The following is a 21,270-nucleotide window of genomic DNA, read 5'->3' as shown; positions in this document are numbered from 1 at the left end:
GAGGGCGCCCCGACGAGCTTCCGCTACGAACCCGAGCGCTGGCGCGCCGGCTATCGGGAGCAGACGGGAGACGACGGCGTGCACGGGCTGTTGACCGCGCCTAAGTCGCAGCACCGGCTCTGGATGCCGACGCCCATCCCGCGCGGCGGTGCGGTGGCGTGCGTTGTTCCGCTCGGCGCTTCGACCGTCGGGGACACCAGCGCGGTGCTGCAGTTCTGGCGCTTCGTCAGCACCGGGCGCGCGACGCCGTTGCGGTTCGACGCGCGTCTGAAGCGCGCGCAGGCGAGCCTTTGGGCGCTGGACCAGCACGAGTCCGGCGCCAGCTATCGAACGCTCGCGGAACGGCTCTATGGCGCGGCCCGCGTCGCCAGCGAGTGCTGGCGGACCTCGTCCCTGCGGGACTCGGCGATCCGCCTGGTGCGCGCCGGCCAGGCCTTCGTCGATGGCGACTACCGGCGCTTGCTGCGGCGTCCGCCCGACTGATCGGGGTGGCGAATTCGCGCGCGCGCGTTTCCGCCATCCCCCTACGCCAGCGCCCTTCGCCACGGTGTCCAGGTGTCCGCGGTCCTGGCCGACCGCTTCCGCAAGACCCCCTGGAGCCCGACGCCATGGTCGAACCGACGCCCATCCCTCCGCGCTACCTGCGCACGCCGGAAGCGGCCCGCTTCCTCGGCATCTCCGGCCGCACGCTGGAGAAACACCGCACCTACGGCACGGGGCCGACCTACTCGAAGATCGGCGGCCGGGTGATCTATTCGGTCTCCGACCTGCAGGCGTGGGCCCATCGCGGCGTCCGCCGCGCGACCGACGACCCAGGCCACGATACCGTCCATCCGGCCCGCCCGATGGGCGAGGCTCGCACCTTCGCGGCGCGCTGACGGAGATATTCCATGTCCCCGCACGCGCCGCTGAGCGGCGGCGTCGGAGCGGACCGTGGCGATCTCACCTGGGTCGACCTCGTCTGGTACGAGGGCCGGATCGAACACTGGATCCGCTTCGGCGCGCCGGTCGCCGAACACATCCTGGACCGACGCCGACGCCGACTGGGCTTCGCGCCCGGCAGCGTCTTCGCCTTCGTCCGCTGGCAGGCCGGCGACCGCGGGACCGTCGCGTCACGGATCGTCATCGTGCAGACCGTCGACGCCGGTTCGGCGTACGCCACCACGCCCGGCGTGCACCCCGGCGGGCGCTTGCTGCTTCGCATCGCCGGCTGGCCGCGGGTCCAGCGCGTGCTCGCCGCGATCGACGCCATCGAGCGGCTCGAGCTCGAGGCGAGGGAGGTCGCGCCCGACCATTGGCGGCAGGTCCATAACCGGCTGAGCGCGCGCGCAGAGCCCGAGCCCTACACACCGCTGCGCCATCGCGCGTGGCGGCAGCGCTGCGAGCTGGGTGCGCCATGAGCCCGCCCTGGAGCCTCTGGATCGCTCCGGTCGCCGTCGCGGCCTTGTTCGTCCCGGCGCCGCCGCGCCTGCTGTGGAACACCACGGCCAGTGCGCCGATCGGCTTCTATGTCTTGCACGACCCTGGCGCCTTGGCGGTCGGCGACCTGGTCGCCCTGCGTCCGCCGCGGCGCCTCGCCGCCTGGCTCGATGCGTCGGGGTTCGTGCCGGACGGGGCGCTCCTCCTGAAGCGGGTGGCGGCGCTGTCGCCGAGCGTCATCTGCCGTCACGGCGGCCATGTCACGCGCGATGGCGCGCTCATCGCGATGGCGGAAACCCGCGACCGGTTCGGTCGCCCACTGCCCGTCTGGACAGGCTGCCATGCGCTCACGGCCGACGAGGTCTTCGTCCTCAACCCGGCCGCCGGCTCGCTGGACGGCCGCTACTTCGGCGCCCTGCCGCGACGCACCGTCGTGGCTCGAGCCGATCCGCTCTGGCTCTTCGGAGACTCCCGCGATGTTCCTTGATCCTCTTTGTGCAGCGCCTTTGTTCGATCGAACAAAGAATGACGGCCGCGCCTTCGTCCCGACCACCTCTCATCGCGCCGACGCGCGGAGCGGCGGTCCAAGGCGGCCGTCAGGCCGGCGCGCCAGCGCCTTGCCCTGGACGGCCGCGAGCACGACGGCACGCTGGCCGCGTGTTGGGGCAGGGGTTCTCCTGACGTTGTCCCTGGTCACGCCGGCCGCCGCGCAGGGCGCAGGCCGGGGCGGCGTCGACTGGCGTATCCTGGTTGCCGAGGCGTCGCGCCGGTTCGAGATCCCCGAGCGCTGGATTCACGCGGTGATGGGGGTGGAGAGCGCCTACCAGCCAAGCGCGCTCAGTCCTGCGGGCGCGATGGGGCTGATGCAGGTCATGCCCGGGACCTACGCAGACCTGCGGGTCCGCTACGGCCTGGGCGCAGACCCTTATCAACCGCGCGACAACGTCATGGCCGGCGCGGCGTACCTGCGGGAGATGTACGACCGTTTCGGCGCGCCGGGCTTCCTCGCGGCCTACAATGCGGGTCCGGCCTGGTATCTGCAGCACGTCACAGACGGCAGGCCGCTCCCCTTGGCGACCCGGGCCTACGTCGCCAAGCTGTCGCCGTCGGTGACGGGAGACGCGATCGGCAGCGTGTTGGCGCCGGCGCCTGAAGCGCCTCGGCCGACGATCTTCGTGAGCCTCGGGGCCTCAGTTCGCAATCCATCGACGGAGCCCTCGGGGATTGCAAACTCCCCATCCACAGCGGGCGACTCCGGGCTGTTCGTTAGGCTCGGCGAGGGGCGGCGGGCGCCATGATCCTGTGCGCCACCCATCGCGCCTTAGGATGCTCTGTCGCAGGTTCGGCGGTGATCCCCCGAAAGATGGACCGATGGCAGGATAAAAGCCGCGAGGTGCGGCCCGGTCTGGGGGTGGGGAAGGACAACGATTTCAGTGACTTCGCGCGAGCTGCGTCGGCAGGTCGCGAGGTGCGGCTTTGGGCAAGTCCCTGGGCTCACACCGCTTTTCGCACCTCGCGGCGCTCGCGGCCATGAGCGAGGACGACTTCCAGCTGCGGATCGGGCGGATCCGCTCGCGGCCCTCCGGCGGGACCAAGACCTTCGTCGGCCAGGCGCTCGCCGCGGCGCAGCGTGCCGGCGGCCTCCTGCGCCGTGGGAGCAGCCGGAACTCGACGTTCGGCCGGGGTCGGGCTGCAAGCCTGCGGGCCGCGCCGGCCGCGCCGTTCGGCAGCACCCGCGGTGCGGTCGTGAAGGCGAGGATCGTGCGCGCCGGCCCGGGACGCGCGCCCTTGTTCCGCCATCTGCAATACCTGCAGCGCGAGGGCGTCACCCAGGAGGGCGACCGCGGCCGGTTGTTCGACGCGGCGGGGGACGAGGCGGACGGCGCGTCGTTTGCCGAACGCTGCCAGGGCGACCGACACCACTTCCGCTTCATCGTCTCACCCGACGATGCCGAGCGCTTACACGACCTGAAGGCCTACACCCGCGATCTGATGCGCCAGGCCGAGACGGACCTCGGCACGCGGCTCGACTGGGTGGCGGTCGACCACTGGAACACCGCCCATCCGCACCTGCACATCCTCGTGCGCGGCCGCACCGACCAAGGCGCGGACCTCGTCATCTCGCGCGACTACATCGCGGCGGGACTTCGGGCGCGGGCCGGCCAGCTCGTGGAGCTCGAACTCGGACCGCGCACGGACCTCGAGATCCGGCGCCAGCTGCAGGCGCAGATCGACGCCGACCGCTGGACACCGCTCGACCGCAGCCTGGCCCGCAGCATCGGCGAGGAGGGGTTGGTCGACGTCCGGCGGGGCGAGGGGCGCGATCCGCTCCACAGCGGTCGGGTCGGGCGGCTGCAGAGGCTCGGACGCCTGGGCCTCGCGGACGAGCGGCGGCCCGGCCGTTGGCGGCTCGCGCCGGACGCCGAGCCGACGCTCCGCGCCCTCGGCCAACAGCAGGACGTCATCGCCCGGCTGCACAAGGCGCTCAGCCGCCGTGGCGAGCCGGATCTGTCGCGTGCGGTTCTGGATGGCGAGGCCGGCGTTGTTGGACGTCTCTCGGCCCGAGGTCTGGACGACGAACTGCGCGGCAGCGCCTACGCCGTGATCGAGGGGCTCGATGGTCGGCCGCACCACGTGCGTCTGGGCGACCTGGACCACGCCGGGGATGCGCCGATCGGCGCCATGGTGGAGGTGCGGAGCCAGACGTGGGGAGAGCGTCGATCGCGCACGATCCTGCATGTGCGATCGGACCTGGACCTCCAGGCCCAGGTGCGTGCCGACGGCGCGACCTGGCTGGACCGGCAACTGGTCGGGACGCGGCCGGACAGCCTGGGATCGGGCGGGTTCGCCGACGAGGTCCGTGACGCACTCTCCCAGCGCGCCGACCATCTGGCCGGACGAGGCCTGGCGCGGCGCGCCGGCGCCCGCTGGATCTTCGCCCGCGACCTGCTGGAGACCCTGCGCGCCGACGAACTGGCCGGGGTCGCCGAACGGCTGGCGCAGGAGACGGGACGCACGCGCCAGGCGGTGTCCGGCGACGGCGCCGTCAGCGGGACCTATGCGCGGCGCCTCGACTTGGCCTCAGGCCGCTTCGCGATGCTGGAGGACGGGCTCGGCTTCACCCTCGTGCCCTGGCGGCCTGACATGGACCGCCACCTGGGCCAACGGATCGAGGGCGTCATGCGGCCGGGGCAGGGGATCGCCTGGAATTTCGCGCCGAAACGCGGGCTCGGCCGATGAGGAGGACGCCATGACTGGCACCAAGGTGATGTGGGCGCAACTGGCGCTCGTCTTCGTCCTGATCCTGGCCGGCGTCTGGGCCGCCACGGAATGGACCGCCTGGCGTCTGGGGTTCCAGCCGCAGCTCGGGGCGCCGTGGGCCGTCGTCGCCGGGTGGCGGGTTTATCCGCTGCCCGCCTTCTTCTGGTGGTGGTTCGCCTACGACGCCTACGCGCCCGGCGTCTTCCTGGAAGGCGCGATCATCGCCTGCAGCGGCGCGGGCGTCGCCGCCGTCGCCTCGATGGCGCTGTCGGTGTGGCGGGCGCGGGAAAGCCATGACGTGACCACCTACGGCTCGGCGCGCTGGGCAAAGCCCCGTGAGGTGGCGGCCGCAGGCCTGCTGGGCGACGACGGCGTGGTGCTGGGCAAGTGGCGCGGCGCCTACCTGCGGCACGACGGGCCCGAACACGTCCTCTGCTTCGCGCCCACGCGCAGCGGCAAGGGCGTCGGCCTCGTCGTCCCGTCGCTGCTCACCTGGCCCGGCTCGGCCATCGTCCACGACATCAAGGGCGAGAACTGGCAGCTGACTTCGGCCTGCCGCGCCGGCATCGGCCGGGTCCTGCTCTTCGACCCGACCAATCCGAAGAGCTCGGCCTACAATCCGCTGCTTGAGGTCCGCCGCGGCGCCAATGAGGTGCGCGACGTCCAGAACGTGGCGGACATCCTCGTGGACCCGGAGGGCGCTCTGGAGCGGCGCTCCCATTGGGAGAAGACCAGCCACAGCCTGCTGGTCGGCGCGATCCTGCACGTCCTCTACGCGGAGGCCGACAAGACCCTCGCGGGCGTCGCCGCATTCCTGTCGGACCCGCGTCGGCCGATCGAGGCGACCTTGCGGGCGATGATGGCGACGCCTCACTTGGGCGACGGCCCCCATCCCGTGGTCGCCTCCGCCGCCCGCGAGCTGCTGAACAAGAGCGAGAACGAACGCTCAGGCGTACTCTCTACGGCCATGTCGTTCCTGGGCCTTTACCGCGATCCCGTGGTGGCCGAGGTGACCCGGCGCTGCGACTGGCGGATCGCCGACTTGGTCGACCGTGACCGGCCCTCGACCCTTTATCTGGTCGTGCCGCCCTCCGACATCAGCCGGACCAAGCCGCTGATCCGCCTCGTGCTCAACCAGATCGGGCGGCGACTGACGGAGGACCTGACCGCCCGCGGCCGGCGGCACCGCACGCTGCTGATGCTGGACGAGTTCCCGGCGCTGGGGCGGCTCGACTTCTTCGAGAGCGCGCTGGCCTTCATGGCCGGCTATGGCCTCAAGGCTTTCCTGATCGCCCAATCGCTGAACCAGATCGAAAAGGCCTATGGCGCCAACAACGCCATCCTCGACAACTGCCACGTGCGGGTCTGCTTCGCGACCAATGACGAGCGGACCGCCAGGCGCGTGTCGGACGCGCTGGGGACCGCCACCGAGCTGCGCGCGATGAAGAACTACGCGGGGCATCGGCTGTCGCCGTGGCTCGGCCACCTGATGGTGTCGCGCCAGGAGACCGCGCGGCCGCTGCTGACGCCGGGCGAGATGATGCAACTGCCGCCGAACGACGAACTGGTGATGGTCTCGGGCGCGCCGCCGGTCCGGGCGCAGAAGGTCCGCTACTTCGAGGACGCCGAGCTGCGTCGGCGCGTGGGAGTTGCCAGGCCAGGCGCGTCACCGCCTAAGGTCGCGGACGACTGGAGCGCATGCGCCCCGATCCCGGCGCCGCCGATGCGGACCCGGCGCCACGCGTCGGCCGGCGAGACGGAGGAGGGGGGCTTGCGGCTGGAGCCTGCGCCGCTGTTCGAGGACGCCGAGACGCCGCCTGCGCCCCCACGGGAGTTCAGCTTCCTGGAGCCGGACGACGAGGACGACGGGTTCGACGGGATCGCGGGCGAAGACCAGGCGCAGCAGGCCCGCTTCCGCCGCGTGGCGCGTCAGGCTTCCCTCGATCCCGACGACGGCCTGGAGCTCTGAGCGATGAAGAAGGTCCGGCTATCGGTCTACCTCGAGCCCGAGACCATGGCGGTGCTCGAGGCGTTCGCGCGACGACGGGAGAAGCCGATGTCCCTGGTCGCCGAGGCGGCGATCGCGTCCTTCATCACGCCGGACGAGGCGCAACGGCAGGAGGCGGCGATCGTGCGTCGCCTCGACCAGCACACACGCGCCGTGGAGCGGCTCGAGCGGAACCTCGGCATCTCCATCGAGACCATGGCGCTCTTCGTGCGCTTCTGGCTGACCACGACGCCGGCGGTGCCGGAGGCGCAGCAGGCCGCGGCCCAGGCCAAGGGACGGGAGCGGTTCGAGGGCTTCGTCTCCACACTCGGTCGGCGGCTGGCGAAGGGCGCAAGCTTTACGAGGGAGGTGTCTGAGGATCTAAGGGGTGACGTGGCAGGTCGTTCGAGTCCCCCCAATTTGGATCGCGGGGACCCCTCTCGTGAACCAAACAGTCCTCCCAAAGAGGAAATGGGCTGAGCACGAATGTCATTGGAAAGATGGAGAAAAGCCCTCCTATTGGTGGGGCTGCCTCGGTGAGGGCTATCTAGATACTCATACCTTAGGTCGTCAAAATTCGTTCAGTTGCCTCTCTGGTCGTGAAAGGACCCCATGGAACTGGACAAAATCCTCCCCAGCCTGCTCCCGATGCTGGCCGAGCCTCACACCGCCATCGTGGTGGTCTGTCTTGCGGCGCTAGCCGTCGTCGCGTTGGCCCTCACCAAGATCCCTCGTCCGTAAATGCCGACGTCGCCTTCTGAGGGTCGCTTCGCGCGCCTGCCCAACAAGTGGATCTATGACGACGGGCTTCGCGCCTTCAGCGCGACCGCGCGAAGCCGGGGGGTCGCCGGCGCCGCCCTCAAGGTCTTGATCGCCCTGCTGCTGAAGGCGGAGAACAAGAGCGTCGCGTCGGCAGGACCTGGGCAGGGTACGGCCTCGCCAACCTACAGCCAGCTTGAGGATCTGACCGGGCTTTCGAAAGCTTCGATTTCGGCGGCCGTAAAAAGGCTTGCGGAGCGCGGACTCGTTACGATCTCCCAGGAGGGACAGGGCGGGCGCAATCGCTACCATTTGCGAGATTACGGAGCCGACGACACGTTCGGGCGGATGTCCGTGTCGCGGTTGTTCGGCGGCCCGAACACAGAGCGCTGTCGGTTCCTGACAGAGCTCTCAGTGCGGAATGAGGCCGACGTCAACGCGCTGAAACTCTACCTGCTGTTCTGCGCGGTCTATGATCGCAAGCGGCAGGGGGCGCTCATCAGCTACAACACGATCTGGCAAATGACGGGCATCGTCGAAGGCAAGATCCGACGCGCGCTGTCGGTCCTATACGAACATGGGTTGGTGCGCGTCACGACGCCGGAGGCCGCGGCAATCGAGGGCCAGAACCCGCCCAACCTTTACAAGGTGCTCGGCATCTAGGCCGCAATAGGCGCGAACCGTCGATCGTCAGTGTTCCTGCGAAGGAACCCTACTACCACTTCGCCAGTGTTGTGAGCGCACCAGATGCGCGCTCATTGATGCGCCCGTTGTCGAGCCCCAGTGGCCAGAAACGGAGCGCCCTAGTGACCCTCTCCGCCGTTCACAGCGAGACGTTCGTCCGAAGCTCGCGGATGCTGCGGACGGCCTTAGGGCCGATGATCGGGCGTTGGCTCGACGATCCCGAAGTCGTCGAGGTCATGCTCAATCCCGACGGTCGGTTGTGGCTGGACCGGCTAAGCCACGGGCTGGAGGACACCGGCGAAGGCTTGTCGGCGGCGGACGGCGAGCGGATCGTGCGCCTGGTCGCGCATCACGTCGGCGCCGAAGTCCACCCGGCAAGCCCTCGGGTTTCCGCCGAGCTTCCGGAGAGCGGTGAGCGGTTCGAGGGCTTGCTGCCGCCCGTCGTCAGCGCACCGACTTTCGCCATCCGCAAGCCGGCCGTCGCGGTGTTCACGCTCGACGACTACGTCGCGGCGAAGATCATGACCCGCAGCGAGGCGGACGCGCTGCGGACCGCAGTGACGGACCGCAAGAACATCCTCGTCGCCGGCGGCACTTCGACCGGGAAGACGACACTCGCCAATGCCCTCCTGGCCGAGGTCGCCGTGAGCGGCGATCGGGTCGTGCTGATCGAAGACACCCGCGAGCTGCAGTGCGCGGCGCCGAACCTCGTGGCGCTGCGGACCAAAGACGGGGTCGCCTCGCTCGCCGAACTCGTGCGCTCGTCGCTGCGACTGCGCCCTGATCGGATCCCGATCGGCGAGGTGCGCGGGGCCGAGGCGCTCGACCTCCTGAAGGCGTGGGGCACCGGCCATCCCGGCGGCGTCGGCACCATCCACGCCGGCAGTGCGCTAGGCGCCCTCCGCCGTCTCGAGCAGTTGGTGCAGGAAGCGGTCATGGTCGTGCCGCGCGCCTTGATCGGCGAAACGGTCGACTTGGTAGCCGTTCTCACCGGCCGCGGCGCGGAGCGCCGTCTCAGCGAGCTCTGCGCCGTCGACGGTCTGAGCGCCGACGGCGCCTACGCCCTGCGTCCGCACCCCATCCTTGGAGACCCGGCATGATCCGCCGCCTGACCGCGCGCCTATCAGGCGCCAGCGCAGCCCTCACGTTCGCGCTCCTCGCGGGACCGGCCCACGCCGGTGGGTCCTCCATGCCCTGGGAAGCGCCGCTGGAGAAGATCCTGCAGTCGATCGAAGGGCCGGTGGCGAAGATCATCGCGGTGATCATCATCGTCACGACGGGCCTGACCCTGGCCTTCGGCGACACGTCCGGAGGGTTCCGGCGGCTGATCCAGATCGTCTTCGGTCTCTCGATCGCCTTCGCCGCCTCCAGCTTCTTCCTCTCGTTCTTCTCCTTTGGCGGCGGAGCGTTGATCTGATGCCGGCCGAGACTGACATTCCGGGGTTCGAAGCCCCCGTGCACCGCGCGCTCACCGAGCCGGTCCTGCTCGCGGGTGCGCCGCGGACGTTCGCGATCATCAACGGCACCCTGGCCGCCGCGCTGGGCCTCGGCCTGCGCCTGTGGTTTGCCGGCGTCCTCCTGTGGCTCGTAGGCCAGGCCTTCGGCATCTGGGCGGCCAAGAAGGATCCGCACTTCGTCGAGGTGGTTCGCCGCCACGTCCGCATTCCACCGGTGCTGGGGGTCTGACGATGTTTGACCTTCGCGAATACCGGTCCCGCACCGCGCGCCTGCCAGATTACCTGCCCTGGGCCGCCCTGATCGGGCCGGGGGTCGTGCTCAACAAGGACGGGGCCTTCCAGCGCACGGCGCGCTTCCGCGGGCCCGACCTGGACTCGGCGACCGCCGCTGAGCTCGTGGCGGCGTCGGCCCGACTGAACGCGGCCCTGCGACGGCTCGGCTCGGGGTGGGCGATCTTCGTCGAGGCGCAACGCAACGCGGCCGAGACCTATCCCTTGAGCGACTTCCCGGACCCGGTGTCGGCGCTCGTGGATGAGGAAAGGCGAGCAGCCTTCGAGGCACATGGCGCGCACTTCGAGAGCGCCTATTTCCTGACGTTCGTCTACCTGCCCCCTGCCGAGCGGACGGCCCGCGCGGAAGGCTGGCTGTACGAGGGCCGCACGCATCGCGGCGTCGATTGGCGGGAGGCCATCGACGGGTTCGTGGACCGCACGAACCGTGTCCTTGCTCTGCTGGAGGGCTTCGTGCCCGAGGCGGCTTGGCTCAACGACGCCGAGACCCTGACCTATCTTCATTCGACGGTCTCGACGCGTCGGCATCGGGTCGGGGTGCCGGACACGCCGATGCACCTGGACGTGCTGGTGGCGGATGAACCGCTGATCGGCGGCCTCGAACCGCGGCTCGGCGACGCCCACCTGCGCGTGCTGACGATCGCCGGCTTTCCGGCATCGACGTGGCCCGGCCTGCTGGACGAGCTCAACCGCCTCGCCTTTCCCTATCGGTGGACCACGCGTGCGATCTGCCTCGACAAGGTGGATGCGGCGCGGTTGCTCGGCCGAATCCGCCGTCAGTGGTTCGCCAAGCGCAAGTCGATCATGGCGATCCTCAAGGAGGTGCTGACCAACGAGGCCGCCGTTCTCGTCGACACCGACGCAGAGAACAAGGCCCTCGACGCCGACGCCGCCCTGCAGGACCTGGGCGCCGACGCCGTCGGCCATGCCTACGTCACCGCCACGGTCTGCGTCTGGGATGAGAACGCGACGGTTGCTGACGCCAAGCTGCGTCTGGTGGAGAAGACCATCCAGGGCCGGGACTTCACCTGCATGGTTGAGACGCTCAACGCCGCCGAGGCGTGGCTGGGCGGACTTCCAGGGCACGCCTACGCCAACGTCCGGCAGCCGCCCATCTCGACGCTGAACCTCGCGCACATGATTCCGCTCTCGGCGGTCTGGTCGGGGCCAGCGCGGAACCCGCACCTCGACGGGCCGCCGCTGTTCTTCGCCAAGACCGAGGGCTCCACGCCGTTCCGCTTCTCCACCCACCTTGGCGACGTGGGCCACAGCATGGTGGTCGGGCCCACCGGCGCCGGGAAGAGTGTGCTGCTGGCTCTGATGGCGCTGCAGTTCCGCCGCTATCGCAACGCCCAGGTGTTCGCGTTCGATTTCGGCGGTTCGATCCGTGCGGCTGCGCTCGCCATGGGCGGTGACTTCCACGACCTTGGCGGCGCACTCGCAGACGACGGATCGGCCGCCGTCGCCCTTCAGCCTTTGGCGCGCATCGATGAACCTGCCGAGCGGGCCTGGGCGGCCGAGTGGCTGGCCGGTTTGTTGGGCCGGGAAGGGGTCTCTGTTTCGCCCGAGGCGAAGGAGCACCTCTGGGCTGCGCTCGGCTCACTGGGCTCTGCGCCGCTCCCCGAGCGGACGATCACCGGCCTGTCAGTCCTGTTGCAGTCCAACGTTCTCAAGCGGGCGCTGCAGCCCTTCACCGTGGCTGGGCCCTGGGGTCGGCTGCTGGACGCCGAAAGCGAGCGTCTTGGCAAGGCGGAGGTGCAGGCGTTCGAGACGGAGGGGCTAGTCGGGTCGGCCGCCGCGCCGGCCGTCCTGGCCTATCTTTTCCATCGCATTCAGACACGCCTGGACGGCCGGCCGACGCTGGTGATCGTCGACGAGGGCTGGCTCGCGCTGGACGACGCGACCTTCGGCGCGCAGCTGCGCGAGTGGCTGAAGACGCTCCGCAAGAAGAACGCGTCCGTGGTGTTCGCCACCCAGTCCCTGGCGGACATCGAGCAGAGCGCCATCGCCGCCTCCGTCGTCGAGAGCTGCCCGACGCGCATCTTCCTCCCCAACGACCGGGCGCAGGAGCCGCAGATCTCGGCCGCCTATGCGCGGTTCGGGCTGAACGCCCGGCAGGTCGAGATCCTCAGCCGCGCTATCCCCAAGCGCGACTACTACTGCCAGTCGCGGCAGGGGAACCGGCTCTTTGAGCTCGGCCTCGGTGACGTGGCGCTCGCCTTCTGCGCCGCCTCCGCCAAGTCTGACCAGACGGCGATCGCCGGGCTTCTCGACGAACACGGCCCCGAGGGCTTCGCAGGGGCGTGGCTGCGTCACCGCGGCCTCGACTGGGCAGCGGACCTTGTGAGGCTGCAGGCGCCCATCCCCCGCACCCCGGAGACAGCCCGATGATCAGCATGAAGACCCACTTGGCGGCGACGGCCATTGCGCTGGCGCTCGCCTGCGCGACCCCGTCGGCCGCGCAGCGCATCGTCTACGATCCGACGAACTACGCCTCCAACGTGATGCAAGCCGCCCGCGCGCTGGAGCAGATCAACAATCAGATTCGCAGCCTGCAGAACCAGGCGACAAGCCTGCAGAACCAAGCCCGCAACCTCGCGCAGCTGCCGTACTCGTCGCTACAGACGCTGCAGGGCAACCTGGGCCGGGTAGGGAGTCTCATGCAGCAGGCCCAGCGGGTCGCCTACGACGTCCAGGCGATCGAACGGGAGTTCCGCCAGAACTACACGGTGGGCGCGGGCGCATCAGACGCGGCGTTGGTGGCGCAGGCGAACGCGCGTTGGCGCAACTCCGCCGCGGCGTTCGAGGACGCCCTTCGCGTACAGGCCGGTGTCTTCGCGGGCCTCAATGGAGGCCGAACCGAACTCGGCAAGCTCGTCGGCGAGAGCCAGGGCGCCGGTGGCATCCTGCAGGCCGCACAAGCCGGCAACCAGCTGCTCGCCCTCCAAAGCCAGCAGCTGACAGATCTCACGGCGATGATCGCGGCGCAGGGGCGGGCAGCCGCGCTGGAGCAGGCCGACCGAGCTGCAAGTCGGACCCAGGCACAAGAGCAGTTTCGCCGCTTCATGGATCGGCGCCAGGGTTACCAGGCGCAATCCGTGGAGATTTTCAGATGACTAAGCCTGCCGTTCTGTTCCTCGTGGTGGCAGCTCTGTCGGGCTGTGGTCAGAAACCAGCAGCTGAGAGCTCCCCTGCATCGCAAAGCGCTGCGGTTGTTGGTCAGGACAAGTGCGCACGAGGCGGCATGAATGCCGCCAACGACCCTGGCTGCAAGGCGGCCGCCGACGAGCGCTTCGACAAATTCATCAATGGGGGAGGCGATGAACACCGGCGTCGCTGACCGCTTCCTTGATGTCTTCAGCCGCTACATCGACTCCGGCTTCGGCCTACTCGGTGGCGAGGTCGCGTTCGTCGCGAGCACCCTCGTCGTCATCGATGTCACATTGGCCGCGCTGTTCTGGTCGTGGGCGGCCGGCGACGACATCATCGCCCGCCTCATCAAGAAGACGCTGTATGTTGGCTTCTTTGCGTTTTTGCTCTCGAACTTCAACGCGCTTGCGCGGGTCGTCTTCCTCTCCTTCTCAGGCCTGGGCCTCAAGGCCGCGGGCAGCGGCATGTCCGCGAACGATTTCCTCCACCCCGGGAAAATAGCTCAGGCGGGTATTGACGCCGGAAAGCCACTTCTCGAACAAGCTCAGCAGCTGTCTGGCTTCCCGGGCTTCTTCGACAACTTCCCTTACATCCTCGTCTTGGTCGTCGCGTGGCTGAGCGTGCTGGTCGCGTTCTTCGTCCTCGCCGTGCAGCTCTTCGTGACGCTTATCGAGTTTAAGCTCACCACGCTCGCCGGCTTCGTCCTCGTGCCATTCGGATTGTTCGGGAAGACCGCGTTCCTCGCCGAGCGCGTGCTCGGCAATGTGGTCGCGGCTGGGATCAAAGTCCTCGTGCTCGCAGTGATCGTCGGCATCGGTTCGACGCTCTTCAATGGGTTCGTGAGTGACTTTGGAGGGCAGCAGCCATCTCTCGAAGAAGTGCTGTCCTTGGCGCTCGCCTCGCTGTGCCTCCTCGGCCTGGGAGTCTTCGGTCCTGCCATCGCGAACGGCCTGGTCTCCGGTGCGCCGCAACTCGCGGCCGGAGCAGCGGTCGGCACAGGCCTGGCGGCGGGCGGTCTTGCGGCGGCGGGCGTGATGGGCGCGCGTGCCGCCGTCGGAGCCGCCGCTGGCGGGCTCCGAGGCGCAGCCGCCGCGATCCGGCCGTCGCGGCCCGGGCCCAGCGGCAGCAGCGGTGGCACGAGCGCGCCTTCCGGCGGCCCATCGGGCGGCGGCTCGCCGAATGGCGGCGCTCCGGCTTGGGCGCGCCAATACCAGCAGCGGCAGGACGCGGCTCACGGGGCCAGCACCGCCGCCCACGCGATCCGCTCGGGTGACCATCCGAGCGGCGGAACCTCCGTCACCCTTGCTGAGGACCGGTCATGAATGTCTTCACCCGCCCTGGCCTGCGCTACGGCGCGACGCCAACGCTCGAAACGCCCTACCAGCGCGCGACGCAGGCTTGGGACGATCGCATCGGCTCCGCCCGAGTTCAGGCGCGCAACTGGCGCTTCATGGCCTTCGGCGGTCTTGCGCTGTCCGCCGCTCTTTCAGCCGCGCTGGTGTGGCAGGGCGCGCGCGGATCGGTGACGCCGTGGGTCGTACAGGTCGATCGGCTTGGCCAAGCCCAGGCTGTCGCCCCGGCTGCCGCAGGTTACCGACCGACGGATCCACAGATTGCGTGGCACCTGGCGCGCTTCGTCGAGGAGGTGAGGGCGATCCCTGCCGATCCGATCATCGTCCGGCAGAACTGGCTGCGCGCTTACGACTACACGACCGATCGTGGCGCGCAGGCGCTGAATGAGTACGCCCGAGCCAACGACCCCTTCAGCAAGGTCGGCCAAGTCCAAGTCGCCGTTGATGTTTCCAGCGTCATCCGAGCCTCCCCTGATAGCTTCCGCGTGGCCTGGATCGAGCGACGCTACGTCGATGGCGCGCTCGCCACGACCGAACGGTGGACCGCGATCCTGACCGTCGTCCTGCAGCCGCCGCGGAGCGCAGATGCACTCCGCAAGAACCCGCTGGGCGTCTTCGTGCATGCCGTGAACTGGTCTCGGGAGCTCGGGTGATGCGTATTCTCGGCACATATGCCTGCGTGGTTGCTTCGACCGCCCTAGGAGGATGCGCGGTCCTCCGACCCCTGGTGAGCCAGGCCGCGCCCAAGCCGACGCATGCTTCGACGGCTCCGGTGTCCGCCGCTCAGGTCGCACGTCCGGCAACCGCGGTGGCGATGGCCCCAATCCCAAACCCGCCGGCGAGCGCCGGGCGGAGTGCGCCGAGAAGGAACCCGGCGGATCCTGCGGCGCGCGTCGCCCTAGCAAACGCCGCCGCTCGCGTTCAGCCCAACGTGAGCGACTACGCCAACGCCGCGCAGATCTATGAGTACGAAGATGGCGCGCTCTATCAGGTCTACGCCTCGCCGGGGCGGATCACAGACATCGTCCTCCAAGAGGGCGAGACGCTTTCGGGGAACGGGCCGGTCGCCGCAGGCGATACGACGCGATGGATCATCGGTGACACCGAGAGCGGATCTGGACCCGGCAGGCGCGTCCATATCCTGGTGAAGCCCACTGGATCGAAGCTTCAGACCAATCTCGTTATCAACTCGAACCGTCGGACCTACCATCTGGAGCTCCGAGCCACGCCAGCGACCTACATGGCGTCCGTCGCGTGGCGGTATCCCGCCGAAGAGGCGGCGGCCGCCGCTGCGGCGGCGGCGGCGGACCGGTACGCGCTGCCTACGGTCGCCGTTGACCAGTTGAACTTCGGCTATCGGATCAGCGGGGACCGCGCCGCTTGGCGCCCGGCGCGCGTCTATGATGACGGTCGCCAGACCTACATCGAGTTGCCAGCGACGGTCGTGCAAAGCGAGCTGCCGCCTCTCTTCGTGGCCGGTGCCGATGGCAAGGTCACGGACCTGGTGAACTACCGGGTCATCGGCAAGCGGATCGTCGTCGATCGCATCTTCACCCGGGCGGAGCTGCGGCTGGGTGATAGCCGAGGCGCCAAGCGCGTCCGCATCGAACGCAAGGGGGCAGGGGCATGACCGTCATAAGCCACCCCTCTGAGCAGGACGCGGCCCAGGAACTGCGTCTGCGATCGAGCCGGCCGCGCGTTGCCAGGCTTTCCCGCAAGGCAATCGTCACGCTGACGGGCGTCTCATCGGTCGCGATAGTAGGCGCCGTCGCCTACGGCATGACCTCGGGCGCCAGCGAGCACAAGCCTCGCGAAATCTACAATGTCGGCGGCCAGCCGCCGGAGCGTCTAAACCGGCTCCCCCACAACTATGGAGAGACGCAGACCCTCGGGCCGCCGCTCCCTGGCGACCTCGGCACGCCCATCCTCGAAGCGAATGCGCCGCCGCCGGGGATGGCTACCGCCCAGGACGATGCAGCCTTTCAGCAGGCCGAAGCCCACCGCGAGCGTGCGCAACAGGAGCGCGATGCTGCCCGCATGAGCCGCTTATTCGCTGCCGATGCGCAGGCGCGAGGCGTCGATGCCGCCGAGGGTGTTGCTGCTACGGGCGACGCTGTAGGCGCAAAGCGAACGGTCCTCGATGGCCCGGTGGATCGCCGCACGACCAGTACAGATCGCCTGCAGAGCCCTCCCTCTCCCTTCGTCCTGCAAGCCGGCGCCATGATCCCGGCCGCCTTGGTCACGGGCATCAAGTCGGACATTCCAGGCCAGGTCGTCGGCCAGGTGACCGAGAACGTCTACGACAGCGTGGCCGGGCGATATCTACTCATCCCCCAGGGCAGCAAGCTCATCGGCATCTACGATACGCAGGTCGCCCACGGTCAGAGCCGCGTGCTTCTCGCGTGGACGCGGCTCATCCTCCCGAACGGTCGGTCGATCGTGCTTGAGAAGCAACCTGCCGGGGACGCCGCCGGCTACGCCGGCCTGCGCGACCGGGTGGACCGCCACTGGGGCGAGTTGTTCGGGGCCGCCGCCTTATCGACGATCCTGGGGATTGGCGCGCAACTTGGCGAGGATCCTCGAGACAGCGACATTGTCCGCGCGCTACGCGACGGCAGCTCAGACACCTTCAACCAGGTCGGCCAACAGGCCGTCGGGCGCAGTCTGAACATCGCGCCCACGCTCACCATTCGGCCCGGTGCACCGGTGCGGGTCATGGTCACTCGCGATCTCATCCTAGAACCCTATCGGCCCTGAAGGAGGCGTAAGATGGCCAAGCTCAAGCTCTCGGAAATCCTCGACGACACGCCCGTACGGGTCACCGTTGAACTCCCCGCCGCGGTGCATCGCGACCTTGTCGCCTACGGTGAGGCGCTGAAGCGAGAAGGGGGCAAAGCCGTCGAGCCGGTGAAACTGATCCCGCCCATGCTCTCCCGGTTCATGGGCACCGATCGTGCGTTCACCCGTATGAAGCGTCCAGGCGAAGGGGCCCGGTCCTGACTCTTCGCTGAGGTTGGAATTCCCGCTTGCGGGACGACCGCAGGTTTGTCTTCGCAGCTGTCTCGGCGCTTCGCCGTTAAGTTGCAAACATCGGCCGCCCGGGAGAGATTCAGTCTTCTCGGGGGATTCCATGTTTCTCAAAGCGATAGGGTTACGGAATTTTCGCTCGTTTGACGTGGGCGAGGTCGAGCTCCAAAAGGACCTGACGGTCTTCGTCGGCGAGAATAATGGCGGCAAGAGCAACGCCATCGACGCAATCCGCCTGCTGACCCAGCCATTGGGCGGACGGCGCGAGATTTACTGCGAGCCGACCGATGTTCGCTTCCAGAGCCCGACCTCGGGCTTTGACCTAGAAGCGACATTCAGTGATCTGAGTGTCGGCCAGCAGGGGCGTCTAATCTCGGCTAGCACTGATGCTACCCTTACCGAGGCGCGGTTTGGTCTTCGCTACAATGGTGGCCTGGGCGACCGTCCGAGCCTTTGGGCCGGCAAGCTAGGCAACCTGCCGGAACCCGGCTGCCACGACATGGTCCGCCACGTCTATTTACAGCCGCTACGCGACGCCAAACGGGCTCTGGCATCCGGCAACCCTACGCGGATCATGGCCCTGCTGAACCACTTCCTCGGCGATGTCTCCGCCGACGACTTGGCAAAGGAGTTGGCGCGGCAGGCCGAACACGCCGTGCTGTCCAAAGTGGATGAGGCGGTTGGCAAGGGCCTGACCGCATTGACCGCCGGCGTCCGTCCTCAGGCCGCAGCACTCGGCTTTGCGTCGCAAGAGGCGCTGGTCGATATCGCGCGCGATCTAAGATTCAAGCTCGCCGATCACGGCGTCCACCCCGAAGACCTGCGCTACTCCGGCCACGGCTACGCCAACCTGCTGTTCATGGCCACGATCGCCGTCGAGCTGGAGAAGGTGCGAAATTCCGATCTCACAGTGTTCTTAGTCGAAGAGCCCGAAGCGCACCTTCACCCCCAGTTGCAGGCAGCCGTGTTGTCGTTCCTGAAAGACCAGGCGGCTCAATCCAGCGTGGACAAGCCCGAGGACGGACCGGCTGGGCAGATCCAGGTCGTTGTGGCCAGCCACTCGCCAAACCTGTCCGCCTGGGTAAGCAGCAAACAGCTGGTGGTCTTCAAATCGGTGATCCCACAGCCGGCCGCAGGTGGCGTTTTGCAGAAGGCGGCGGCGACGCCCGCGGAGGCCGACGCCGCTGTGATCGAGACGGGCATCGCCGAGGGGATCGGTGAGCCACCCGATTCGGTCGAGGGGTTGGTGGCAACCGCGACCGCCGCAGTGCTTCGCCGTTCAACGCGTTGCATCCCCCTTGCGCAGATCCAGCTCGACGACCTGCAGCGCCGAAAAATCGATCGCTATCTCGACGTGACTAAGGCGGCATTGCTGTTCGGAGGGCGCGTGCTCCTCGTGGAAGGTATCGCCGAGGCCTTGCTGCTTCCCGTAATCGCCGAGCACTTCACCCTGAAAGGAGAGCCGGAGAAGTTGCGCCTTTTCAGGTCGGCCGTGTTCGTGCCCATCGATGGCGTCGACTTTGTCCCCTACGCCAATCTCCTAACCAGCCTCGTCAATGAGGCTCGTATCGCTGAGCGGGTCGTGGTCATGACCGACGGGGATCACGGCGTTGGCCAGGACGACGATGACGACACCGAGCTAGCCGATGACGACGAGGACGCCAAAGAAGAGGAAGGCCTCCTTCCGGGTGAGCGGCGGAAGAAGGCGTTGGATGCCCTCGCTAAAGCCAACGGTGCCGAGGCGATCCTGTCGGCGATCACATCCCGCTACTCCCTCGAAAGCGAACTCTTGGAAGCCGGCAACGCGGTGATCCTCCGCGCGGCCTATGTCAGCCTACACAAGCGGTCCGGTAAGAAGTGGGACAAGGCGGCGGCCCTTGAGGGCGACGAACGCGCCAAAGCCATCCAGGGCATCTTCAAGAACGCCAGGAAGGGCGATTTCGCCCAGGTGCTGGCCGATTTGATCGAGAAGGCCGACACGAACAAACACACCTTCGTTGTCCCGAAATACATCGACGACACCATCCGCGAGGTGGTTGCGTGACCGCCGAAGCCTACACGCCGACCAAGGAGCAGGAAGCGATCATCGTCCACGAGGGCCATGCCTTCGTCCGCGCCTGCCCCGGTGCCGGCAAGACCCGAACCATGGTCGAGCGGGCCAGGCAGATGCTCTCGGAATCGTGGGATCGCCGCGGCGTCGCTTTCTTATCGTTCACCAACGCGGCGGTGGAGGAGTTGGAGGGCCGGCTGCGCAGCTTCGGAGTGCTGCCATCACCCCTCTTTCCCAGCTTCATCGGCACCTTCGACAAATTTCTCTGGCAGTTCTTAATCACACCCTTTGGCGTCGATGGCTGCAGCCAGCCGCCGAGGCTGGTGCCGGACAAGTCGGACTGGGAAGTCAGACCCTACGAAGTGGCGCAGGCGCTCAAGCTCAAGCATTTCAACCGGGCGACAGGTGCCTTCCTTCCGGACAAGGCCGTTGACACCGGTTTCGCGCCGAAGAATGGCCCGGGCGCTTGGGAGACGACGGCGCGCGGGATGATCGCGCGGGCTCGCTCCAAGGGCTACCTCGACTTTGAGGATGTTCGCGACTGCGTCGCCACGAGGCTTGCCGACAAGCTGTTCGCAGCCCGCCTAGGCGCTGCGCTCAGCGCCCGATTTCGCGAGATCGTTGTCGATGAGGCCCAGGACTGCAATCCGGCCGACTTGGAGATCATCGAGTGGCTTCGCGGGTCCGGCATCACCGTCAAGGTCGTCTGCGATCCGAACCAAGCGATCTACGCCTTCCGTGGTGGTGTGACAGATGAGTTGCTGAACTTTGCGAAGTCGTTCGGCGAGGCCGACCAGCTGCCAATGAGCGGAAATTTCCGTTCGTCCCCGGCGATTTGCGCGGCGATCTCCCAGCTCCGTCCGCCATCAACGCGTGGCGCGCCTGACCAGGCCGTGGGCAGGCACAAGGATGAGGCGGCACCGGTTTACATTCTGTCCTACGGAGGGACCGGCGTGCCGGCCGCTATAGGAGCGCGATTTCAGACGCTCGCGGCGGGTCTCGGTATAGCGCCGGCGCAGGCACCAGTCCTCGCGGCGACCTGGGCTAGCGCTGGTAGTGCCGTTGGTCGCGCCCTTCCTGACGCTGGTAACGACAAGACGCTGTTATTGGCGGAAGCAGTGATGGCCTTCCATTTTTCGTTTGCCGCCGGCAACCGTCGCGAGGCGTTGACCCGGCTTCATCGCGTTGTGCTTCAGGTGCGTGGCATCATCTCCAATGCCGGCGACTACACAGCCCACGTCACCGCCAACGGCCGAGATGATGGGCGGTGGCGGCCAGAGATCATTGCGGTAGGGCAGGCGCTCAAGGTGGTTGCTGGAGAGAGCGTCGACGATTGGTTGAAGCGGGCTCGTCTCCTGCTCGGGACGAGCCTCGTCGGAACCTCGACCATCGGGCAGCGCCTCAGGGCCAACAAGGACCTCGAGTCCGTTCTGGCGGAGGTATCCCCTACCGCTTTACCCGCGAAAGCCATCCATGCGGTCAAAGGACTAGAGTTTCCAGCGGTGTGCGTGGTCCTAACGGTGAAGAAGGCCGGCGACATTCTGGGTGTACTGACTGGATCCGTGACCGATCCAGACACGATCGAAGAGGCCCGCAAGATCTATGTTGGAGCGTCGCGCGCCGAGCGCTTGCTAGCTATCGCGACACCAAAGAGGCGCGCGGCTGGATTGAAGGCCATCCTGGACGCCGGCGGCTGCAATGCGGAGATCCTGGCGCTTTGAGCCCGATCACCACTGCGGCCTTTCCGGCGCTTTGAGTAGCGGGGACGCCGAGGATCTTGAGCCGGCCTTTGCCCAGCTGATCTGTAGCCTGGGCTACGAATGTTGAAAACAA

22 protein-coding genes are annotated in these 21,270 nt (G+C 67.9%); all 22 read left to right on the top strand.

Annotated elements, in window-relative coordinates:
• Positions 1-78: 78 nt before the first annotated feature.
• The 22 genes from JNK30_RS12545 to JNK30_RS12440 all read left to right on the top strand — a co-directional run bounded on the left by JNK30_RS12545 (position 79) and on the right by JNK30_RS12440 (position 21,158).
• A complete protein-coding gene (locus tag JNK30_RS12545) occupies positions 79-483 on the top strand; it encodes a DUF2285 domain-containing protein (RefSeq protein WP_293482580.1) in 405 nt (134 codons plus the stop codon).
• Between the two features lie 125 nt (positions 484-608).
• Positions 609-878 carry a helix-turn-helix domain-containing protein gene (locus JNK30_RS12540; RefSeq protein ID WP_293482579.1) on the top strand — a complete coding sequence of 90 codons (270 nt, stop codon included), beginning with the start codon at positions 609-611 and terminating at the stop codon, positions 876-878.
• A gap of 12 nt (positions 879-890) precedes the next feature.
• Positions 891-1,400: a DUF2840 domain-containing protein gene (locus JNK30_RS12535; RefSeq protein WP_293482578.1), complete on the top strand. Its 510-nt coding sequence runs from the start codon at positions 891-893 to the stop codon at positions 1,398-1,400.
• Positions 1,397-1,906, top strand: coding sequence for a S26 family signal peptidase (locus JNK30_RS12530; protein WP_293482577.1), 510 nt, complete (start codon positions 1,397-1,399; stop codon positions 1,904-1,906). The genes JNK30_RS12535 and JNK30_RS12530 overlap by 4 nt, the downstream gene beginning before the upstream one ends.
• A 196-nt stretch (positions 1,907-2,102) precedes the next feature.
• Positions 2,103-2,717, top strand: coding sequence for a lytic transglycosylase domain-containing protein (locus JNK30_RS12525; RefSeq protein WP_293482576.1), 615 nt, complete (start codon positions 2,103-2,105; stop codon positions 2,715-2,717).
• A 232-nt stretch (positions 2,718-2,949) separates the two neighbouring features.
• Entirely contained in the window at positions 2,950-4,659 is a 1,710-nt protein-coding gene (locus tag JNK30_RS12520) for a DUF3363 domain-containing protein (RefSeq protein WP_293482575.1), read from the top strand.
• A gap of 10 nt (positions 4,660-4,669) precedes the next feature.
• Positions 4,670-6,649 carry a conjugal transfer protein TraG gene (locus JNK30_RS12515; RefSeq protein WP_293482574.1) on the top strand — a complete coding sequence of 660 codons (1,980 nt, stop codon included), beginning with the start codon at positions 4,670-4,672 and terminating at the stop codon, positions 6,647-6,649.
• A 3-nt stretch (positions 6,650-6,652) separates the two neighbouring features.
• The gene (locus tag JNK30_RS12510; protein WP_293482573.1) at positions 6,653-7,147 is read left to right on the top strand and encodes a CopG family transcriptional regulator; all 495 of its coding nucleotides are present in this window, start codon (positions 6,653-6,655) and stop codon (positions 7,145-7,147) included.
• A gap of 261 nt (positions 7,148-7,408) precedes the next feature.
• Positions 7,409-8,089 (top strand): helix-turn-helix domain-containing protein, encoded by a 681-nt coding sequence (locus JNK30_RS12505; protein ID WP_293482572.1) that lies wholly within the window; start codon positions 7,409-7,411, stop codon positions 8,087-8,089.
• A gap of 191 nt (positions 8,090-8,280) precedes the next feature.
• Positions 8,281-9,210 carry a P-type conjugative transfer ATPase TrbB gene (trbB, locus tag JNK30_RS12500; protein ID WP_293482721.1) on the top strand — a complete coding sequence of 310 codons (930 nt, stop codon included), beginning with the start codon at positions 8,281-8,283 and terminating at the stop codon, positions 9,208-9,210.
• Complete coding sequence (locus JNK30_RS12495; RefSeq protein WP_293482571.1) at positions 9,207-9,527, top strand: TrbC/VirB2 family protein; 321 nt, start codon at positions 9,207-9,209, stop codon at positions 9,525-9,527. Before trbB ends, JNK30_RS12495 begins: the two co-directional genes overlap by 4 nt.
• Positions 9,527-9,796 (top strand): VirB3 family type IV secretion system protein, encoded by a 270-nt coding sequence (locus tag JNK30_RS12490; RefSeq protein ID WP_293482570.1) that lies wholly within the window; start codon positions 9,527-9,529, stop codon positions 9,794-9,796. The genes JNK30_RS12495 and JNK30_RS12490 overlap by 1 nt, the downstream gene beginning before the upstream one ends.
• A gap of 2 nt (positions 9,797-9,798) precedes the next feature.
• On the top strand, positions 9,799-12,249 hold the full coding sequence (gene trbE, locus JNK30_RS12485; RefSeq protein WP_293482569.1) for a conjugal transfer protein TrbE: 2,451 nt from the start codon (positions 9,799-9,801) through the stop codon (positions 12,247-12,249).
• Positions 12,246-12,974 (top strand): P-type conjugative transfer protein TrbJ, encoded by a 729-nt coding sequence (trbJ, locus tag JNK30_RS12480; protein WP_367118746.1) that lies wholly within the window; start codon positions 12,246-12,248, stop codon positions 12,972-12,974. The genes trbE and trbJ overlap by 4 nt, the downstream gene beginning before the upstream one ends.
• Positions 12,971-13,198 carry a hypothetical protein gene (locus tag JNK30_RS12475; protein WP_293482568.1) on the top strand — a complete coding sequence of 76 codons (228 nt, stop codon included), beginning with the start codon at positions 12,971-12,973 and terminating at the stop codon, positions 13,196-13,198. Before trbJ ends, JNK30_RS12475 begins: the two co-directional genes overlap by 4 nt.
• Positions 13,167-14,330 (top strand): P-type conjugative transfer protein TrbL, encoded by a 1,164-nt coding sequence (trbL, locus tag JNK30_RS12470; protein WP_293482567.1) that lies wholly within the window; start codon positions 13,167-13,169, stop codon positions 14,328-14,330. The genes JNK30_RS12475 and trbL overlap by 32 nt, the downstream gene beginning before the upstream one ends.
• On the top strand, positions 14,327-15,013 hold the full coding sequence (gene trbF, locus JNK30_RS12465; protein WP_293482566.1) for a conjugal transfer protein TrbF: 687 nt from the start codon (positions 14,327-14,329) through the stop codon (positions 15,011-15,013). Before trbL ends, trbF begins: the two co-directional genes overlap by 4 nt.
• Before the next feature lie 278 nt (positions 15,014-15,291).
• On the top strand, positions 15,292-15,990 hold the full coding sequence (trbG, locus tag JNK30_RS12460; RefSeq protein ID WP_293482565.1) for a P-type conjugative transfer protein TrbG: 699 nt from the start codon (positions 15,292-15,294) through the stop codon (positions 15,988-15,990).
• On the top strand, positions 15,987-17,117 hold the full coding sequence (locus tag JNK30_RS12455; protein WP_293482564.1) for a TrbI/VirB10 family protein: 1,131 nt from the start codon (positions 15,987-15,989) through the stop codon (positions 17,115-17,117). Before trbG ends, JNK30_RS12455 begins: the two co-directional genes overlap by 4 nt.
• Positions 17,118-17,129: 12 nt before the next feature.
• Complete coding sequence (locus tag JNK30_RS12450) at positions 17,130-17,360, top strand: DUF2274 domain-containing protein (RefSeq protein WP_293482563.1); 231 nt, start codon at positions 17,130-17,132, stop codon at positions 17,358-17,360.
• A 130-nt stretch (positions 17,361-17,490) separates the two neighbouring features.
• Positions 17,491-19,431, top strand: coding sequence for an AAA family ATPase (locus JNK30_RS12445; protein ID WP_293482562.1), 1,941 nt, complete (start codon positions 17,491-17,493; stop codon positions 19,429-19,431).
• Positions 19,428-21,158, top strand: a complete 1,731-nt coding sequence (locus JNK30_RS12440) for an ATP-dependent helicase (protein ID WP_293482561.1) — start codon at positions 19,428-19,430, stop codon at positions 21,156-21,158. Before JNK30_RS12445 ends, JNK30_RS12440 begins: the two co-directional genes overlap by 4 nt.
• Positions 21,159-21,270 lie beyond the last annotated feature (112 nt).

This window comes from Phenylobacterium sp., from assembly GCF_016793225.1.
GTDB lineage: Bacteria > Pseudomonadota > Alphaproteobacteria > Caulobacterales > Caulobacteraceae > Phenylobacterium.
This window is presented reverse-complemented; position numbering and strand designations above follow the sequence as displayed.

Excerpts from the sequence above, each read along its gene's own strand:
- JNK30_RS12540 (WP_293482579.1), top strand. The coding sequence starts at position 609 with ATGGTCGAACCGACGCCCATCCCTCCGCGCTACCTGCGCACGCCGGAA.
- JNK30_RS12535 (WP_293482578.1), top strand. The coding sequence starts at position 891 with ATGTCCCCGCACGCGCCGCTGAGCGGCGGCGTCGGAGCGGACCGTGGC.
- JNK30_RS12530 (WP_293482577.1), top strand. The coding sequence starts at position 1,397 with ATGAGCCCGCCCTGGAGCCTCTGGATCGCTCCGGTCGCCGTCGCGGCC.
- JNK30_RS12520 (WP_293482575.1), top strand. The coding sequence starts at position 2,950 with ATGAGCGAGGACGACTTCCAGCTGCGGATCGGGCGGATCCGCTCGCGG.
- JNK30_RS12515 (WP_293482574.1), top strand. The coding sequence starts at position 4,670 with ATGACTGGCACCAAGGTGATGTGGGCGCAACTGGCGCTCGTCTTCGTC.
- JNK30_RS12510 (WP_293482573.1), top strand. The coding sequence starts at position 6,653 with ATGAAGAAGGTCCGGCTATCGGTCTACCTCGAGCCCGAGACCATGGCG.
- JNK30_RS12505 (WP_293482572.1), top strand. The coding sequence starts at position 7,409 with ATGCCGACGTCGCCTTCTGAGGGTCGCTTCGCGCGCCTGCCCAACAAG.
- trbB (WP_293482721.1), top strand. The coding sequence starts at position 8,281 with ATGCTGCGGACGGCCTTAGGGCCGATGATCGGGCGTTGGCTCGACGAT.
- JNK30_RS12495 (WP_293482571.1), top strand. The coding sequence starts at position 9,207 with ATGATCCGCCGCCTGACCGCGCGCCTATCAGGCGCCAGCGCAGCCCTC.
- JNK30_RS12490 (WP_293482570.1), top strand. The coding sequence starts at position 9,527 with ATGCCGGCCGAGACTGACATTCCGGGGTTCGAAGCCCCCGTGCACCGC.
- trbE (WP_293482569.1), top strand. The coding sequence starts at position 9,799 with ATGTTTGACCTTCGCGAATACCGGTCCCGCACCGCGCGCCTGCCAGAT.
- trbJ (WP_367118746.1), top strand. The coding sequence starts at position 12,246 with ATGATCAGCATGAAGACCCACTTGGCGGCGACGGCCATTGCGCTGGCG.
- JNK30_RS12475 (WP_293482568.1), top strand. The coding sequence starts at position 12,971 with ATGACTAAGCCTGCCGTTCTGTTCCTCGTGGTGGCAGCTCTGTCGGGC.
- trbL (WP_293482567.1), top strand. The coding sequence starts at position 13,167 with ATGGGGGAGGCGATGAACACCGGCGTCGCTGACCGCTTCCTTGATGTC.
- trbF (WP_293482566.1), top strand. The coding sequence starts at position 14,327 with ATGAATGTCTTCACCCGCCCTGGCCTGCGCTACGGCGCGACGCCAACG.
- JNK30_RS12455 (WP_293482564.1), top strand. The coding sequence starts at position 15,987 with ATGACCGTCATAAGCCACCCCTCTGAGCAGGACGCGGCCCAGGAACTG.
- JNK30_RS12450 (WP_293482563.1), top strand. The coding sequence starts at position 17,130 with ATGGCCAAGCTCAAGCTCTCGGAAATCCTCGACGACACGCCCGTACGG.
- JNK30_RS12445 (WP_293482562.1), top strand. The coding sequence starts at position 17,491 with ATGTTTCTCAAAGCGATAGGGTTACGGAATTTTCGCTCGTTTGACGTG.